Origin of the sequence: Mesorhizobium sp. M0518 (assembly GCF_040321125.1) — a bacterium.
Taxonomy (GTDB): Bacteria; Pseudomonadota; Alphaproteobacteria; order Rhizobiales; family Rhizobiaceae; genus Mesorhizobium.
This window is the reverse complement of record NZ_JAMYQY010000001.1, coordinates 436,634-452,505: the sequence shown is the minus strand read 5'-3', so window position 1 is coordinate 452,505 and position 15,872 is coordinate 436,634. Positions and strand designations below refer to the sequence as shown.

The following is a 15,872-nucleotide window of genomic DNA, read 5'->3' as shown; positions in this document are numbered from 1 at the left end:
CGTCACTTGCCGGCCTTCGGCTTCTCGACATGGCCGCCAAAGGCATAGCGCATGGCGGAGAGCAGCTTGTCGGCGAATTCGGATTCGCCCTGCGAGGAGAAGCGGTCGAACAGCGCCGAGGACAGCACCGGAGCCGGCACGCCGGTGTCGATCGCCGCCTTCAGCGTCCAGCGGCCTTCGCCGGAATCCGAGACGCGGCCGCCGAAATTCACCAGGCCCGGATCGCTTTTCAAGGCGCCGGCCGTCAGGTCGAGCAGCCAGGAGCCGATAACGCTGCCATGCCGCCAGACCTCGGCCACCTGGGGAAGGTCGATGTCGAACTGGTAGTATTGCGGGTTTTCCAGCGGACTGGTCTCGGCGTCCGCCGTCCGTTGCCGCTTGCCGGCATTGGCCGACTTCAGGATGTTCATGCCTTCGGCATAGGCGGCCATGACGCCATATTCGATGCCGTTGTGCACCATCTTGACGAAGTGGCCGGCGCCGCTCGGTCCGCAATGCAGATAGCCGAAGGGTGCAGTCCCGGCATCCCTGGGCGGATTGGAGCCGGCATCGGCGCCCGGTGCCAGCGTGGCGAAGATCGAATCGAGGTGCTGCACCGCCACGTCTGGACCGCCGATCATCAGGCAGTAGCCACGTTCCAGGCCCCAGACGCCGCCACTGGTGCCGACATCGACAAGATGGATACCCTTGCCGGCCAGTTTCGCGGCCTGGTCGACGGCGTCGTGGTAATAGGAATTGCCGCCGTCGATGACGATGTCGCCGGGCTCCATCAGGGCCGCCACCTGGTCGATGATCCTGCCGGTGATCGCCGCCGGCAGCATCAGCCACACACAGCGCGGCTTGGCCAGCTTGCCGACGAATTCTTCCATCGAGGCCGCCCCTGACGCGCCGTCGGTCACCAAGGCGGCGACGCTCGCCGGGTTGATGTCGTAGACGACGCATTCGTGGCCGTCGCGCATCAGGCGCCGGACCATGTTGGCGCCCATCCGGCCCAGTCCCATCATTCCGATCTGCATGGTTTCGTCCCTGTTTCCTAAGAGATTTGCGGGGTTTATCGAGGGAAGGTCTACTGGCTGTCCTGGTCGCCTGATATGACGGAGAAGTCGACATTCTCCCAATCGCCGGTCCCGGGCCAGAAAAAAGTGAAGATCAGCGTGCTTCCCTCGGAGAGGCTTGCCGCGGGCAGATCGGCAAGATGGATGCCGAAGGCGTTCTCCACCGTCTGGCTGTCATGGGCGGTTGCCCAGTTGTCAGTGCTCCAGTGGACTGTAGCCGGGTCCAACAATTCGACACGCAGCGTCTTGCCCTCCGGCATGGTGCGGATCTTGTTGTTGAACCGCCAGGTTCTGAACGGCGATACGGTCTTGTCTTCGATGTAGCGCTGGACGCCTTGCGACGGCATGTCGAAGACCGCGCCGTCGCGCAGGGAGCGCAGCAGCTTGATATGCTCCGAATGCGCCCAGACCAGCGGCATGGCGCTGCCCGAGGGGCGGCCGTGCAGCAGTTCGCGTTCCGGCAGATCGGCGCCGTCCCAGACCTGCTCCGGCAACAGGCCCCCCGATCCGGCCGAGCCTTCCAGCGCTGCCAGCAGGCTGGCTGCCTTTTCCCTGCGCCCCGCTGCCAGCTCATAGTGGGCGCGTTCGCCGGCCAGCAGCGGCCAGGGGCGACCCTGGCCGGTGCCATCGAAAGCTGCGCCGTCTTCGTGCTCGCCATAGCCGTCGCCGTTGTAGCGGTACCAGAGCGGCCCTTGCGGCAGATCGCAGCGCAATTGCGCGTCGATGACCTTGACCGTGTCTGTCATGCGCGGGTCGCCGGCTGCCCGCAGGCCGAAGCGCACCAGCGCCAGCGCGTCCGGGCTGACGATCTCCTTGGCGGGCCGATCCGTGTCGCCGGGCGGCCGGTTCTTGATCGGGACATAGCCGTCCTTCGGCGAACCGGCCTCGGCGCTATCGGGCGACGCGATGCGGACATAGTAACCGTCGACGCCGACTTGACTGCAGGTCGCCGTGCCGGTGACGTATGTCCAGCGCTCGACCTGGTCGTTCCAGACGTCTGATGTCTCGCGCAGATAGGTCGCGGCGTCTGTCTTGCCGCAGGCGTCGAGCAGGTCTGCCGCGGCAAGCAGTGCGGCGATTTCGACCGCCAGCGTGAACGGGCTGTAGCCGGCATCCTCTTCCCAGCGATCCTCGCCGGTGACGGGTCCGTTGCGCACGACATAGCCGGCGGCGCGCTCGATCATCGGCAGGAAGGTCATGAGCCTGGCGCGCGGCAAATGGCCGGCGCGGCGCAAAGCATCGGCCAGCAGCAGCGGAAAGGCGCATTCGTCCATCTGGATGCCGGGCCAATAGGCCGATCCGTCGAGCCAGGCGTTCTGCGGCCAATGGCCGTCCGGCTGCTGGATGGAGCTGAGGTAATCGAGGATTTGCAGGGCCGAGGCAGCATCGCCGGCAGCAAGAAAGCCGCCCGCCGTCTCGACCAGATCGCGCGGCCAGACCAGATGGTAGCCGCCGAGGTCGTCGTCACCCTTGTTGAAGCCCCACGGGATCGACAGGCTGGCGACCGCGGCGCCCGGTGTCGCGATCGACCGGTGCGTCGCCAGTACCGCGGTGCTGGTGCGATAGCTGTTGATACCCGATGATGCCGTGTGTCGATCTAGCGGCAGCAGGCCAGTCTGCCATTGGCGCCAGTTCTGGAGGTAGGATTTCGCCGCGGGTTCAAAACCCTGCTTCAGGCTGGCGAAAGCATGTTCCGCGGCCTCGTCTGAGGTCGCGCCGAACCCAAGCGCCAGCAAGGCCTTGGTCTCTGTGGCGGAAAAGCCGATCTCGCCCGTCAGCGCGACATTGCCGTCCTCGGCCCGTTGGTACGCAGCATCGAGCTCACCGGTGTTGTGGAGTTGCTGCCAACCGTCGGAAAAGCCGACATAGCCGGCCGAGCCGGTGCGCCAGGGCTGCGACGAGGCCAGCGCCAGGCAAGAGCCGCGCCCGGAGGCGAACAGCACGGGCTTTCCCTCGTGCTCGCCGACCCATGCGGTGTTGCCCATGCCGGCATTGACCAGATGCGGCGCCAGAAGCGCGTAGACGCGGTAGTCACCGGGCACCCCTTTCAGCGCCGTGAAGGTGATTTCCTGCAGCAGCGCCGGGCGCGCCGGGTCGGCGAGGATGCGCTTTTCGATCCGCCAGGCGCCGTCGCTCGCCGTGTTGACCAGCCGGTAGGCGGGCACGCCGTCCTCGAACGGTTCGATCGTATGCACGGCATCGCGTTTCTCTTCCGAGAAATAGCCGCCGGGACCGGTGACGATCAAGCCGAGGTCGCGGGTGCAGGCGCTGTCGACGCGCGGATAGTAGACTTCGTTGAGGATGCCGTGGCTGATCGTGAACCAGATCCGGCCGGCCGGCGAAAGCGACGTTCCGACGCCACTCTTGGCGCTTGATGTCCAGCGCGCCGGGATTCCCGGGGCGCCCGGAGCAACGTTTTGCGTCACTGGCATTCTGTTTCGGTCTCCTGGCCTCCTCCCTAGACCAGGACGCGAACCCTTTACAATCATTGCACCGCAAGTTGATCGGGCGGGCCAACGGCAGGGCAACGAACTCGGGCTGACGGGTTTCTTCGGAGCCTTCGCCCGCGCGTAGCTGACGAAGCATCAAACGAAAAACCCGCCTGTGCGGCGGGTCACTGGCGCAAATCAGCACCATCGACAAAAATGTACCATAGCTGAGGGCACGCAGTCAAGAAAAAATTCCTATACCGCCACAAGGCTGCCGACACCGCCGAGCTGTCGTCAGCTCTTTTGTCAAGCTGAGTGCGGGACCTATGGCCAACGGCGCCCTCGTTGACAGCGGTGGCGGCATGCGTCCACTATTTCGCGGCACGGGAGGATCGTGAAAACAATGGCGGAAGTGTCCCTGGTCCTGATCGACCGGCTGCTGGCGATATCGCGGGCGCTTGCCGGCCATATCGATCCCGGCACGGCGTTCCGCGCGACCGCCATCGAGATCGGCTCGCTCATTCCGCACGACCACATGGATCTGGCGGTGCTGTCGCATGACGGGCGCCGGCACGCCTGTTACGAAGCCGGCTTCCACACCAGCTGGAGCGAGCTTGCCCAGCATCCGCTGCCGACCGAAGTCAGCCCGATCCGCTCGGTGCTGTGGGGCGAAGTCCCCTATCTGCTCGCCGACGACGCGTTGAGCGACGAGCGGTTCCATTTCGCCACCGCTATCGACGGCCCGATCTTCGCCGCCAGGCTGCGCAGCCGCATCGTCGTGCCGCTCAGGGCGCGGGGCGGCATCATCGGCGCGCTCAACATCAGCCGGCACGAGGTCGACTGCTACACGCTTGCCGATGTCGCGGTCGCCCAGCAATGCGCCGACCTGATCGCGCCCTACATCTTCGCGCTGATCCAGACTGAGGAGGCGCGCCGCGCCATGCTGGCCGAGAGCGAGGCGCGCAACCGCGTCGAGCTGCTGCGCGTCGGCGCCTCGCAATTGACCGAAGGCATGGAGCGCGAACGCCGGCGCATGGCCATGGACCTGCATGACCAGACGCTTGCCGATCTCGCCCGCATCGCGCGCCAGCTTTCGGCGCTTCGCGGCCAGGGCGTGGCGCGGGCGGCACAGCTTGCCGATCTCGAAAAGGAGGTCGCCGGCTGCCTGACGGAACTGCGCCACATCGTCGACGACATGCGGCCGAGTGTGCTCGAACTGTTCGGCCTGCGCGACGCGGTCGAGGCGCATCTCAACCGCAGCGTCGCCAGGGCCAAGCCGCCGATCGCCGTGCGCATCGCCGACACCAGCGACGGTGGCGCCGACAGCCTGTCCGAGCCAGTGCGGACCGCGCTCTACCGGATCGTGCAGGAAGCGATCAACAATGCCGTGCGCCATGCCGCGCCGCACCGCATCGACGTGCTGCTGGCGTCGACCGCGAGCGTGCTGCGGGTGATCGTGACGGATGACGGCCAGGGCTGCGGCACCGTCGACCCGGCCGCGTATGGCGGCATCGGCCATATGCACACGCGGGCAGCCCTTATCGGGGCGCGGCTGCGTATCGGCCAGGCCGGCCGCAAGAACGGCGGCACCCGTGTCGTCGTCGAGATCGACCGCCAGCCGTCGCGAGACCTGGCGGCGGCTGCAGCGGTTCCTGGCGAGCTCGCCGTATCGGAGGCCATGTGATGCTTGTGATGATCGCCGAGAATGACGGGCTGCACCGTAGCTTCGCGCGGCGAACGGTGGAGCAGTTGTGGCCCGGCGACGTCGAGGTCATCGAAGCGAGTGACGGCGAGGACGCCATCAACCTGGCGGCCGAACGCGAGCCACTGCATGTCGTGCTCGATTTGCAGATGCCGAAGGCGACGGGAATCGAAGTTGCCAAGGCGATCTGGAACCGTCGCGCCGGCACGCACATCCTGTTCTGGTCGAATTTCGCCGACGAAGCCTATGTGCGCGGCGTGGCGCGCATCGTGCCGCCGGGCTCGGTCTATGGCTATGTGCTCAAATCGGCGACGGAGGAGGGCATGCGGTCCGCCCTGCGCGGGGTTTTCCGCGAAGGCCACTGCATCATCGACCGCGAGATCCGCGGCATCCAGCACCGCGTGCAGGACAAGTTCGAGGGCATCACCGACGGCGAATATGAGAGCCTGATCGACATCGCGCTCGGCCTGACCGACCGGGCGATCGCGGCGCGGCGCGGCCTGTCGATCCGTGGTGCGCAGAGCCGCATCAAGCACTGCTACGACAAGCTCGGCATCGTGCCGGCGGAGGACGGTGCCGGCGATGCTTCCGTGTTCAACTCGCGGACGCGGGCGATCTATCTCGCCATGGCGCGCGGCCTGATCAACATCGACGCACTGCGCCGCGAACAGGACCGGCTCGATGCCTGGCTGGCGGAGCACTGAAACAGCGGCGGCCACGCCCCGGAACTTCGGAAGGTCCGGCGCATTGCTAGTGAACGCCAACTCGATGCCTGCGGACCCGAAGTGCGACCCTCAATCACAGATTCATGGCACCTGGTGCGTGAAAGCATAGTCGGCTTCATCAACGATAATGCGCTTAGTCATGGTGCGGCGATGGCTTTCTATGCCACCACCTCGCTGGCGCCGATCTTGCTGATCGTGGTTGCGATTGCTGGACTCGTCTTCGGCCACGATGCCGCACAATTGGCCTTGTCCGCGCAGATATCAGGGCTGATGGGACCGGAAAGCGCCGATCTCCTGAAGACTGCGCTGGAAAGTGCATCCGACAGTCTGTACGGCACCTGGGCCGCGATCATAGGGCTGGTCACCTTGCTGGTGGCCGCGTCTGGTGTCTTCGGCGAAATGCAGCAGTCGTTGAACACAATCTGGAAGATCGAACCGCAAGGCAACTCCCTGTCGCGTCTGGTGCGGGCGCGGGCCGCCAGTCTGGGGTTGGTGGCCGCACTCGGGTTCCTGTTGCTGGTCTCTCTCATCGCAAGCGCCGCGATTTCGGCACTGGGCGCTTTCATCAACGCCTATCTGCCGTTCGGAACGATCATACTCAGCGGGATCAATGGCGTCGTTTCGTTTGCGCTTATCTCCGTGATGTTTGCCGCCATTTACAAGGTTTTACCCGATCGAACTTTGGAATGGCGCGATGTGGCAATTGGCGCTGTCGGGACCGCGGCCCTGTTCACATTGGGAAAATCGCTTATCGGCTGGTACATCGGCACCAGCGCGATTGCGTCTTCGTATGGCGCCGCCGGCGGCCTCCTCGTCATATTGCTCTGGGTTTACTACTCGTCGGAAATTTTCCTCCTCGGTGCCGAGTTCACGCGCGCCTATTCCGTTCGGCACGGCAGCCGGTCCGATCTGAACACCTTGGTTCACAGCCCTCAACCCACGCAGCAAGACCCATTTCGCGCAGGGCAAAAATCCAACGCTGCCGGCGTGGTCGTGCTTGTGGCGGTGGCTTGCGCGAGCGCAACCTTGACCGCGCTTTTGCGGCGTGTTCGCCGGCCCTGATCTGGCGTCGCCCTATTCTATGCTCGATAGGCAGGGCCGACTGTGCAAACGCACAGTCAGCCCTGCGCTTTGACCCGTATCGGCTCGTCGGGACCGCGCCTACGCTCTACTCCAACAAGAAGACTGTATCGGGAAGCGCTCATGCCATTCGTCACCATGCGGAGTAGCACGGCTGTTCGCGCCGGGAGCCGATGATGTCGGTGTCGGCGCGTGCGCGCCATTCCGGCTTCGACGACGTCGTCGGCGATGCGACCATTGAGACGCTGGCGAGCGGCTTCGGCTTCCTCGAAGGGCCGGTCTGGCACCCCTACGAAAAATGGCTGGTCTTCTCCGACATTCCGGAAAGCCGGATGTATCGCCGCAATGCCGAGGGCGAGATCGAGCTGTTCCGCGCGCCGAGCCACAAGGCCAATGGCAACACGCTGGACCGCCAGGGGCGGCTGGTCACCTGCGAGCATGCGACGAGCCGGGTGACCCGCGCCGAGCCCAACGGCAGCGCGACGGTGCTTGCCACGCACCATCAGGGCAAGCAGCTCAACAGCCCGAACGACATCGTCGTCGCCACCGGCGGATCTATCTACTTCACCGATCCGGGCTATGGCCGGAAGGAATTCTATGGCGTGCCACGCCCGCAGGACCTGCCGTTCCAGGGCGTCTACCGCATCGATGGCGACGGCGCCCGGCTGACATTGCTGGCCGACGATTTCGGGCAGCCGAACGGGCTGTGCTTTTCGCTGGACGAGTCGCGGCTGTTCATCAACGACACCGAACGCGGGCACATCAGGGTGTTCGGCGTGGAAGCCAATGGCGACCTCAATGGCGGCGCGGTGTGGGCAGTGACCGAGGGCGAGGGGCCGGGAGCGCCCGACGGCATGAAGATCGACAGCCGCGGCAATCTTTACTGCACCGGTCCCGGCGGCATCCACATTTTCGACGCGTCGGGCGCCATTCTTGGCGTCATCCGGACGCCCGAAGATTGCGCGAATTTCACCTTCGGTGACGACGATCTGCAAAGCCTCTACATCACGGCGTCGACGTCGCTGTACCGGCTCAGGGTGCGCGTGCCGGGATTGAGACTGTTTTGAGCTCGCGACAATCCGTGCTCAAATCAGAGTTGAGGCCGGGGTCAAAGCCGGTGGGAATGCAGCAGTCAACACATCTGGGAGGATAACGACATGAAGAAACTGTTCGTTCTGGGCGCTCTGGCGGCAATGCTCGCCTCGGGCACGGCGCTGGCCGACACCAGTGGCAAGAAAATCGCTTTTTCCAACAATTATGCCGGCAATTCCTGGCGGCAGGCGATGCTCGACAGCTATGGCATCGTCACCAAGAAGGCGGTCGCCGACAAGATCGTCGGCGCGGCCGACATCTTCACCACCGCCGACAAGGAGGTGCCGACGCAGGCAGCACAGGTGCAGAACCTGATCCTGCAGGGCTATGACGCAATCGTCATCAACGCCGCCTCGCCGGATGCGCTCAACGGCGCCATCAAGCAGGCCTGCGATGCCGGCATCGTCGTCGTCTCCTTCGACGGCACGGTGACCGAGCCTTGCGCCTACCGCGTCGTCGTCGACTTCAAGGACATGGGCAAGCAGGAAATCGAGCAGATGGCCAAATTCCAGCCCAAGGGCGGCAATCTTCTGGAAATCCGTGGGCTTGCCGGGACCTCGATCGACGATGCCATCCATGCCGGCATCCTCGAAGGCGTCGCCGCCCATCCCGAGTTCAAGATCGTGGGTTCGGTGACCGGCGACTGGGACCAGACGACGGCGCAAAAGGCGGTGGCGACCATCCTGCCGTCGCTGCCCGACATCGTCGGCGTCGTCGACCAGGGCGGTGACGGTTACGGTGCGGCCCAGGCCTTCGCCGCCGCCGGCAAGCCGCGTCCGACCATCATCATGGGCAACCGCCAGGACGAGCTGCAGTGGTGGAAGGAACAGAAGGACAAGGACGGCTACCAGACCTGGTCGGCCTCGATCGCGCCCGGCGTCTCGTCGCTCGCCTTCTGGGTGGCGCAGCAGGTGCTCGACGGCCGCACCGACATTCCGCACGATCTGCTGGTGCCGTACCTGGCCTTCACACAGGACGATTTCGAGGCCGAGCTGCCGAAGATCCCCAAGGGCGGCGTCGCCAGCCACGAATACACGCAGGAAGACGCGATCGCGGCCATTAAAGCCAACATCAAGTGAATGTCACGGCAGCGTTGCCGTCCGTATCGCCGAGCGGATATCGTTGAGCATGCCTGAAGGGAACGCTGACATCATCAGACTGAACGGCGCCGAAAAGCATTTCGGCGCCGTTCGCGCACTGGGCGGCGTCGATTTTCACGTCAGCCCCGGCGAGTGCGTCGGTCTCGTCGGCCATAATGGCGCCGGCAAATCGACGCTGATGCACATGGTGGCGGGCACGCTGGTGCCCGACAGCGGGCAGATCGGCGTGCATGGCGACACCGAGGACAACTACTCGGTGTCGCGCGCGCAGCAGCTCGGCATACGCTGCGTGTTCCAGGAACTGTCGCTGTGCCCCAATCTCAGCGTCGCCGAGAACACGCGCATCAACCACGCTTCGCTGCGCGGATTTGGCTGGCGGCGCAAGGCGGCCGAGTTGATCGCCGCCAAGCTCGACGAGATCTTTCCGGGCCACAGCATTTCGGCGGCGGACATCGTCGGCGACCTGTCGATCGGCCGGCGCCAGATGGTCGAGGTGGCGCGCGCCTTCACCGCCACTCAGGACCGGCTCGACCTCGTCATCCTCGACGAGCCGACCTCGTCGCTCGACGCGCATACGGCGGGCCAATTGCTGGCCTTCGTGCGCCGCTTCGTTGCCGGCGGTAAAAGCTGCATCCTGATCTCGCATGTGCTGGGCGAGGTGCTGCGCAACGCCGACCGCATCGTGGTGATGCGCGACGGCAAGGTGGTTGTCGCCGACGCCGCCAGCGCCTTCGACCGCGACCGGCTGGTGACGGCGATGGGCGGCGCGGAAGCGCGCCAGAAGATCGCGGCGCAAATCGCGGCTGCCAAGCCCGCCGCCAGTCCACTGCGGGTCCGGGCGCGGCCCGCTGCGCAGAAGGACGGCACCGACCTTGTCGCCTGTGCCGGGGAGATCATCGGCCTTGCCGGGCTGGCGGGACATGGCCAGACCGATCTGCTGCTGGCGATCTTCAGCGCGGCGTCGCGCGCCCGGACCGGTATCGAGGTGACGGCACCTGTGGCGCTGGTCGCCGGAGACCGTCAGTCGGACGGCATTTTTCCGCAATGGTCGATTGCTGAGAACATCGGCATCCGCTCGCTGGCGCGGCTGCGCAGCGGGCTGTTGATCTCGCCGCAGCGCGAGGCCGAGCTTGCTGCATTTTGGCAGAAGAAGATCGGCATCCGCACGCCTGATATGAACAACAACATCTTTTCACTGTCGGGCGGCAACCAGCAGAAGGCGCTGTTTGCGCGTGCGCTCGGCTCGGACGCGCAGATCGTACTGATGGACGACCCGATGCGCGGCGTCGATATCGGCACCAAGCTGGAGGTCTATGATCTCGTGCGCGAAGAGGCTGCCCGAGGCCGCACCTTCCTCTGGTACACCACGGAAACCGAAGAGCTCGACAATTGCGATCACATCTATGTCTTCAAGAACGGCCGCATCGTCGCCAATCTGCGCCGCGACGAGTTGACCGAAGAGAAGATCATCCAGTCCTCCTTCGGCGACGCGGCCTGAGATGACGACCGCCAGCCTCGACACCGCCGCCGGGACATCCGCCGAACGTGGCGCGCTGGCCCGTGCCCGCCTGCTGCGCGGGCTGCTGCCGGCGCTGTCGCTGGCGCTGGTGCTGCTCGCCATCGCCTGGCTCAACCCGCGCGCCATCAGCTATTTCGGCTTCAGCCTGATGCTGAACCTGGCAATCCCGATCGCGCTGGCGACGATCGCGCAGATGTTCGTCATCGCCGGAAACGAGCTCGACCTGTCGATAGGGACCTTTGTCGGCTTCGTCGGCTGCGTCACGGCGACCTGGCTGAAGGACGCGCCGCTCATCGGTGCCGTCATCCTGCTCGGATCGATCGGTGTCTATGCGCTGCTCGGCGCGCTGATCCATCTGCGCAATTTGCCTTCCATCGTGGTGACGCTCGGCATGAGCTTCGTCTGGCAGGGCCTCGCCATTCTCGTTTTGCCCAAACCCGGCGGCAAGGCGCCGGACTGGCTGCTCGGGCTGATGGCGTTCAAGCCGCCTTTCGTGCCGTTCCCGATCATCGCCGCGCTGCTGATCGGCCTCATCGTTCATTTTGGCCTGATGCGCACCTCCTACGGCGTGATCCTGCGCGGGTCCGGCGGCAATCCGGCGGCACTCGGGCGCGCCGGCTGGTCGCTGCTCAAGACCAAGATCGTGCTGTTTGCGCTCGCGGGTCTGTTCGGCGTGCTGTCCGGCATGGCGCTGATCGGCATCACCACCTCGGCCGATGCCAATATCGGCAATGGCTACACGCTGCTGGCGATCGCCGGCGTCATCCTCGGCGGCGGCGAATTCGTCGGCGGCCGCGTATCGCCGATAGGTGCTGTGATCGGCGCGCTGACGCTGGCGCTGGCCGCATCGCCATTGCTCACCTTCATGCACATCCCGCCCGACTGGCAGGTGGCCGCCAACGGCGCCATCCTGATCATCGTGCTGGCGGCGCGGGTGCTGATCAGCCGCAAGGAGAGGTGAGCGATGACATCGGTGAAATCGCTGCTCACCAAACCCTGGATCTGGTCGTTCATTGGCGCGCTTCTGGTGTGGCTGGCGACGATCGCCTTCACCGGCGGTTATGGCGCCGGCGGCATGGTCACTGCGGCCCTGTCGCTTGCGGTGTTCACCGTCATTGTCGGCGTCGGCCAGATGTTCGTCATCACGCTGGGTCCGGGCAATGTCGACCTGTCGCTGCCGGCCAATATCGGCCTTGCCAGCGCCGTCGCGATGAAAGTGATGGACGGCAACGATTCCATGATCGCGGTCGGGCTGCTGGCGGCGCTTGCCTGCGGGGCGGCGATCGGCGCCGCCAACTATCTGCTGATCTGGGCGCTGCGCATCCCGCCGATCATCGCCACTTTGTCGGCCAGCTTCATCATCCAGTCGATCGACATCAGCTACGGACGCGGCTTGCAGATCAAGCCGCCGCCGGGCTTCGCCGATTTCGCCAACCGGCAGGTGCTGGGCATTCCGGTGCTGGCGATCCTCACCGTGCTGTTCACCATCGGTGCGGCCGTCGCCCTGCAGCGTATGATCTATGGCCGCTCGGTGCTGGCGATCGGCCAGAACATTCGGGCGGCGTGGCTCGCCGGCGTCAATGTCGGCCGCATCCGCTTCCTCACCTACACGCTGTCGGGCGCGCTCGGCGGCATCGACGGTGCGCTGCTCGCCGGTTATTTCCGGGGCGCCAATGTCGATATCGGCAATGAATATCTGCTGGCCTCGATCGCCGTCGTGGTCATCGGCGGCACGTCGGTCGCCGGCGGCAAGGCCAATGTGCCTGGCGTGTGGGGCGCGGCGCTGTTCCTGGTGCTGCTTTTGACCATGCTCAACACGTTTGGGGTGAGTGCCGGGGTGCGATTGCTGCTCACGGGGCTGATCATTGTCGGGGTGATCACGGCGGCGGGCGGGCAGAAGGCGCCGCGGTAGCGGGAGCAGACGCCGACGCTGGCGGGACAGCACCCCCCTCTGGCCTGCCGGCCATCTCCCCCGCAAGGAGGGAGATCGGCAGCTTCGCCGTTTCGCCCGCCCTCCAGCGTTGAAAATTGGCGAAGGCCGTCGTGACGTCCAATCTCCCCCCTTGCGGGGGAGATGCCCGGCAGGGCAGAGGGGGGTGTGAAGGATCTCTACTTCGGCGATGATGGCGGCCGGTTCGGCGATGATGGCGGCCGGGCACCTCGAGCCGCTAATCATTGTGCCAAGCCTCCCTCTGGTTTCCATCCACGTCATAGCGCTGTAAATCCAATCGCGCGGCTGCAGGCCGTTCACCATTGTCCGGAGGTTTGCGTGTCCGATTTTGTGAAGGTCAGCCGCGACGGCAACGTCGCCGTCGTCACTATCGACAACCCGCCGGTCAACGCGCTGAGCTTTCATGTCCGCGAACCGCTGATGCAGGCACTGGTTGAGCTGCGGGATGATGCTTCGGTTGCCGCCATCGTCATTGCATGCGCCGGCCGGACCTTTGTCGCCGGCGCCGACATCACCGAATTCGGCAAGCCGATGCAGCAGCCCGAGCTGCGCGCCATCGTGGCGACGCTGGAGACCATCGCCAAGCCGACGGTCGCCGCCATCCACGGCACCGCGCTCGGCGGCGGGCTGGAGCTGGCGCTCGGCTGCCATTTCCGCGTCGCCGATGCCGGCGCCAAGCTCGGCCTGCCGGAGGTCAAGCTCGGCCTGCTGCCGGGCGGTGGCGGCACGGTGCGGTTGCCGCGCCTGGTCGGCGCGCTGAAGGCCTTGAAGATGGTCGTTTCCGGTTCACCGGTCGGTGCGACCGAGGCGCATGCCGCCGGTCTCGTCGACGCCGTCTTTGAAGGCGATCTGGCCACCCATGCCGTGAACTTTGCCAGGGAAATAGCCCGCAAGGGTGGTCCCTTCACGTCGGTGCGCGATCGCAATGAGGGGCTTAAGGAGACCGACCTCGCGGCTTTCGACGCCGAGGCTGCGGATCTTGCCAGGAAAGCGCGCGGGCTCGAGGCGCCGATCGCCTGTGCGCTGTCGGTGCGCAATGCCGTCACACTGCCCTTCGACGCGGCGCTGGCGGCGGAGCGTGCGCTGTTCGTCAAACTGGTCGCCAGCGACCAGTCGCGAGCGCAGCGGCATTTGTTCTTCGCCGAACGTGAGGCGGCAAAGCTTGCGGGCAAGGACACCGTCAAGCGCCGGATCGCCCGCGTCGGCGTCATCGGCGCCGGCACGATGGGCGGCGGCATCGCCATGGCTTTCGCCAATGGCGGCTATCCCGTAACCTTGCTGGAAACCAGCCACGAGGCCCTGCAGCGCGGCCTGGCGACGATCGACAGGAACTACTCGGTGTCCGTCACGCGCGGTTCGCTAAGCGAAGTCGCCAAGCGCGAGCGGCTCGCCCAGTTCAAGGGCTCCACCGACTATGCCGATCTCGCCGATTGCGACCTGATCGTCGAGGCGGTGTTCGAAGACATGGCGGTCAAGAAGGAGGTTTTCGGCAAGCTGGAAGCCGTGGCCAAGCCAGGCGCGATCCTCGCCACCAATACCTCCTATCTCGACATCAACGAAATCGCCGCCTCGACCTCGCGGCCGCAGGATGTGCTCGGCCTGCATTTCTTCTCGCCGGCCAATGTCATGAAGCTCTTGGAGATCGTGCGCGCCGACAAGACCGCGCCCGATGCGCTGGCGACCGTCGTCGACTTGGCGCGGCGGATCGGCAAGGTGGCGGTCGTCGTCGGCGTCTGCCACGGCTTCGTCGGCAACCGCATGCTGGCCGCGCGTGGCTCGGAATCGGAAGCGCTTCTTCTGGAGGGTGCGACGCCCAGCCAGATCGACCAGGCCTTTACCGATTTCGGCTGGCCGATGGGGCCTTTCCAGATGGGCGATCTCGCCGGTCTCGACATTGGCTGGCGCAACCGCAAGGCACGCGGCCTGTCGGCCGTGATCGCCGATACGCTGTGCGAACAAGGGCGTTTCGGCCAGAAGACCGGCTGGGGGTTCTATCTCTACGAGAACGGTTCGCGTACCCCGGCCCCGGATCCGGAGGTCGAGGTGCTGATCCGCGACAAGGCCGCCGAGAGGGGCATCGCGCCGCGCGCGATCAGTGCGGAAGAAATCATCGAGCGCACGCTTTACCCCCTGATCAATGAGGGCGCCAAGATCCTGGAGGAAGGCATAGCGGCCCGCGCGTCCGACATCGATGTCGTCTGGGTCAATGGCTACGGCTTTCCCGTGGGCAAGGGCGGACCGCTGTTCTGGGCTGGCCTTGAAGGCCCGGCCAGGCTCATCGAGCGGCTCGAGTACTGGCATCAGCGGACGGGCAAGGACGTGTTCAAGCCCGCGCCGTTGCTGAAGCGGATGGCCGAGACCGGATCGTGGGAAGCCGGCGGTTAGGGGTCCTGCCGGATCCGCGCGTCGATGATCTCGACGAAACGTGCGAACAGGCCAGCCTGCGACTTGATCTTGAGCTTGCGATAGATGTTGCGTCGATGGACCTTCACGGTGCCCGGCACGATGCGCATGGCCCTGGCGATCGATTCCGTCGAATGCCCCTGCAGCACCAGGTCAACGACATGTTTTTCGCGCGGCGTCAGCGACAGGCTTTGCCAGATATGGGCGCGGTCGAACTCGTTGACTGGAGCGGTCGTCTCGTCCTGCTGCGCCTCTGCCGGTTCGTCGGCCGGAAGGGCGGGCCAGCGCAGCCTGGCGAAGCTGATCACCGCCGGCGCCATGTCGCGCAGCAACCTGGCATCGGCGGTGCCGAACGGGCCTGAAGCGCGCAGCCGCATCAGCGACAACACCAGCGCATCCTTGCCCGGCAGCGGCACGAAGAAGCCGACCTCCTCGGCCAGCCTGGTCTGGCTGTAGTAGGAGCGGAAATACTCGCTGGCATAGAAGCGGTCCGGCGCCAGTTCGCGCATGCGCCAGAACCCTTCCTTGCGCTCGACCGCAGCGTGGTGGAACGGGTCGAGCAGATACGGCCCCTCCTGATAGAGCGCGACGAAGACGTGGCTTTCGGCCGGCGAGAAGGTTTCGAACAGCAGCGGCGGGCGCGCCGCGCCGCGATAGCCGAACACCACGCAGTGGTCGAAGCTGACATGGAGCCGCAGCCAATCGACCAGCGCATTGCCGAACAGGTCGCCGCTGGTCTCCCGCGTCCCCGCGACGAGCGTGGCGAGCTGGCTGAATTCGTCGCTGCGGGACAATCCATACCCCCTTAAACGAGAA

At 65.5% G+C, this 15,872-nt stretch carries 12 protein-coding genes; 9 read left to right on the top strand and 3 right to left on the bottom strand.

The window, feature by feature from the left end:
* Positions 1 to 2: 2 nt before the first annotated feature.
* Together gnd and NKI66_RS02210 are read right to left on the bottom strand one after the other, a co-directional pair.
* The gene (gene gnd / locus NKI66_RS02215) at positions 3 to 1,016 is read right to left on the bottom strand and encodes a phosphogluconate dehydrogenase (NAD(+)-dependent, decarboxylating) (RefSeq protein WP_023811217.1); all 1,014 of its coding nucleotides are present in this window, start codon (positions 1,014 to 1,016) and stop codon (positions 3 to 5) included.
* Positions 1,017 to 1,066: 50 nt separating this feature from the next.
* Positions 1,067 to 3,487: a glucan 1,4-alpha-glucosidase gene (locus tag NKI66_RS02210; RefSeq protein ID WP_352750677.1), complete on the bottom strand. Its 2,421-nt coding sequence runs from the start codon at positions 3,485 to 3,487 to the stop codon at positions 1,067 to 1,069.
* Positions 3,488 to 3,887: 400 nt separating this feature from the next.
* On the opposite strand from NKI66_RS02210, the gene NKI66_RS02205 reads away from it, so the two are divergent.
* The 9 genes from NKI66_RS02205 (at position 3,888) to NKI66_RS02165 (ending at position 15,038) form a co-directional block, all read left to right on the top strand.
* Positions 3,888 to 5,168 (top strand): sensor histidine kinase, encoded by a 1,281-nt coding sequence (locus NKI66_RS02205; RefSeq protein WP_352750676.1) that lies wholly within the window; start codon positions 3,888 to 3,890, stop codon positions 5,166 to 5,168.
* Positions 5,168 to 5,890, top strand: a complete 723-nt coding sequence (locus NKI66_RS02200; RefSeq protein WP_127318792.1) for a response regulator transcription factor — start codon at positions 5,168 to 5,170, stop codon at positions 5,888 to 5,890. Before NKI66_RS02205 ends, NKI66_RS02200 begins: the two co-directional genes overlap by 1 nt.
* Positions 5,891 to 6,004: 114 nt before the next feature.
* Positions 6,005 to 6,973 carry a YihY/virulence factor BrkB family protein gene (locus tag NKI66_RS02195; protein WP_352750674.1) on the top strand — a complete coding sequence of 323 codons (969 nt, stop codon included), beginning with the start codon at positions 6,005 to 6,007 and terminating at the stop codon, positions 6,971 to 6,973.
* A gap of 194 nt (positions 6,974 to 7,167) precedes the next feature.
* Positions 7,168 to 8,058, top strand: coding sequence for an SMP-30/gluconolactonase/LRE family protein (locus NKI66_RS02190; RefSeq protein WP_023811212.1), 891 nt, complete (start codon positions 7,168 to 7,170; stop codon positions 8,056 to 8,058).
* Between the two features lie 90 nt (positions 8,059 to 8,148).
* Positions 8,149 to 9,162: an ABC transporter substrate-binding protein gene (locus NKI66_RS02185; RefSeq protein WP_023811211.1), complete on the top strand. Its 1,014-nt coding sequence runs from the start codon at positions 8,149 to 8,151 to the stop codon at positions 9,160 to 9,162.
* A 49-nt stretch (positions 9,163 to 9,211) separates the two neighbouring features.
* On the top strand, positions 9,212 to 10,681 hold the full coding sequence (locus NKI66_RS02180) for a sugar ABC transporter ATP-binding protein (RefSeq protein ID WP_352750672.1): 1,470 nt from the start codon (positions 9,212 to 9,214) through the stop codon (positions 10,679 to 10,681).
* A 1-nt stretch (position 10,682) separates the two neighbouring features.
* Entirely contained in the window at positions 10,683 to 11,663 is a 981-nt protein-coding gene (locus tag NKI66_RS02175; RefSeq protein ID WP_352750671.1) for an ABC transporter permease, read from the top strand.
* A 3-nt stretch (positions 11,664 to 11,666) separates the two neighbouring features.
* The gene (locus NKI66_RS02170; RefSeq protein ID WP_023811208.1) at positions 11,667 to 12,614 is read left to right on the top strand and encodes an ABC transporter permease; all 948 of its coding nucleotides are present in this window, start codon (positions 11,667 to 11,669) and stop codon (positions 12,612 to 12,614) included.
* A 357-nt stretch (positions 12,615 to 12,971) separates the two neighbouring features.
* Positions 12,972 to 15,038 carry a 3-hydroxyacyl-CoA dehydrogenase NAD-binding domain-containing protein gene (locus NKI66_RS02165; RefSeq protein ID WP_352750669.1) on the top strand — a complete coding sequence of 689 codons (2,067 nt, stop codon included), beginning with the start codon at positions 12,972 to 12,974 and terminating at the stop codon, positions 15,036 to 15,038.
* Here NKI66_RS02165 and NKI66_RS02160 read toward each other — a convergent pair.
* On the bottom strand, positions 15,035 to 15,850 hold the full coding sequence (locus tag NKI66_RS02160; RefSeq protein WP_352750667.1) for a helix-turn-helix transcriptional regulator: 816 nt from the start codon (positions 15,848 to 15,850) through the stop codon (positions 15,035 to 15,037). The two genes, NKI66_RS02165 and NKI66_RS02160, sit on opposite strands and share 4 nt — an antisense overlap.
* Positions 15,851 to 15,872 lie beyond the last annotated feature (22 nt).

What these genes read in the sequence shown, in the direction of transcription:
- gnd (WP_023811217.1), bottom strand. Translation starts at nt 1,016, where the DNA reads ATGCAGATCGGAATGATGGGACTGGGCCGGATGGGCGCCAACATGGTC.
- NKI66_RS02210 (WP_352750677.1), bottom strand. Translation starts at nt 3,487, where the DNA reads ATGCCAGTGACGCAAAACGTTGCTCCGGGCGCCCCGGGAATCCCGGCG.
- NKI66_RS02205 (WP_352750676.1), top strand. Translation starts at nt 3,888, where the DNA reads ATGGCGGAAGTGTCCCTGGTCCTGATCGACCGGCTGCTGGCGATATCG.
- NKI66_RS02200 (WP_127318792.1), top strand. Translation starts at nt 5,168, where the DNA reads ATGCTTGTGATGATCGCCGAGAATGACGGGCTGCACCGTAGCTTCGCG.
- NKI66_RS02190 (WP_023811212.1), top strand. Translation starts at nt 7,168, where the DNA reads ATGTCGGTGTCGGCGCGTGCGCGCCATTCCGGCTTCGACGACGTCGTC.
- NKI66_RS02185 (WP_023811211.1), top strand. Translation starts at nt 8,149, where the DNA reads ATGAAGAAACTGTTCGTTCTGGGCGCTCTGGCGGCAATGCTCGCCTCG.
- NKI66_RS02180 (WP_352750672.1), top strand. Translation starts at nt 9,212, where the DNA reads ATGCCTGAAGGGAACGCTGACATCATCAGACTGAACGGCGCCGAAAAG.
- NKI66_RS02175 (WP_352750671.1), top strand. Translation starts at nt 10,683, where the DNA reads ATGACGACCGCCAGCCTCGACACCGCCGCCGGGACATCCGCCGAACGT.
- NKI66_RS02170 (WP_023811208.1), top strand. Translation starts at nt 11,667, where the DNA reads ATGACATCGGTGAAATCGCTGCTCACCAAACCCTGGATCTGGTCGTTC.